We start from the raw sequence: 1413 nt of genomic DNA on the forward strand, positions 1-1413 counted from the left end.
GGTCGATTGATGAGCCAAACGGTTACAGGTGTTCAGGACCTCGACTACACCTATGACCCTGTTGGTAATATCACTCAAATCAACGATAGCAATAATGCCTCCTACAGCGCGACTTACCAATATGATGCACTGGACCGCTTGGCACAGGAACAAGGCTACTTCGGAACTAAAAAATACAGCTTTGATCCAGTAGGTAATCGCACAAAACGTGAGTGGGTAACACCCAATACTGCTGCAGAAGGTCAGCCTGGTAACAGTGAAACACACACACAAACATTGACGTATAAAAAAGACAGTAATCGTCTTACTAAGGTCAACAATCAAACTGTTACAACCAATGTTGCTGGTCACATTACTGATAGCACACCTCTTAGCTTCACCTATGATGCTCGCGGTCGTATTAAAACCGTTAGTAAAAATGGTCAGCTACAGGCGGAATACACTTATAACGTCTTAGGTGAGCGTGTTCTGAAAACACGCTACAAAGGTGAGAAAAAAGAATACAGCACCTTTCATTACAACACCAATGGTCAACTACTGGTTGATACCTTACATGATCAAAACCGTAAGCGTTTAAGCCGTCATTACATTTGGTTAGGCAATATGCCACTAGCCATGATTGAAGAGGTCTACCAAAGCAATGGCAAAATAGCGCGTCACCAGGTCAACTACATCCATGCCGACCATTTAAACGCCCCTCGTCGAGCTTCTGGTAGTGATGGTAATGTAACTTGGTCGTGGATCAGTGATGCTTATGGTATAGGCTATGTTGACCAGGATGTGGATGGTGATGGCAAGAAAACCTTTATTGCCCTGCGTTTTCCTGGGCAATATTACGACCCTGAAAGTGGCTTATTTTATAACCATCAACGTTACTATGACCCATCACTAGGCCGTTATGTCACCAGTGATCCTGTTGGACTGCAAGCAGGGCTAAATACGTTTAGTTATGTAAATAGTAACCCTACAAACTATATGGACCCATATGGTTTAGATGCTGTAACAACTTGGTATTTTAGAGCTTTGGCTGCGGATGTAGCAACGATTGAACCGACAGATGCAGCAATACCTAAATGGGTTGGGTGGGGTGCCCTGGGACTCGGTGTTGGCGTTTATAATTTATGTAAAACTGATGAAGAAGAAAGTGCTAGGTCTATTCCACGAGAAAGAGCACGGGAAGATGAGTCACAAACTTTATATCACTACACTAGTGATGAAGGATTAAATGGGATAGTAAGCTCACAAAAAATGTACCCTTCACTTAAAGCAAATAACCCAAAAGATGCTAGGTATGGTGATGGTCAGTACTTTACAGACATTCCACAGCTTTGTTGCAGTACTGAATCATCTGGTCTTTTGAGGTTGTTTAGACAGATTTATAGCTTTGAGGCATGCCCAGCGACGTAAAACGAT

Annotated in this window: 1 protein-coding gene; it reads left to right on the top strand. The window is 42.8% G+C overall.

The features are described from left to right. Positions 1–1407: RHS repeat-associated core domain-containing protein (locus F607_RS32275; protein ID WP_276523953.1), on the top strand; the 1407-nt coding region annotated here is incomplete at its 5' end. Between the last annotated feature and the right edge of the window lie 6 nt (positions 1408–1413).

It is taken from the genome of Zooshikella ganghwensis DSM 15267 (assembly GCF_000428585.1).
Classification (GTDB): domain Bacteria; phylum Pseudomonadota; class Gammaproteobacteria; order Pseudomonadales; family Zooshikellaceae; genus Zooshikella; species Zooshikella ganghwensis.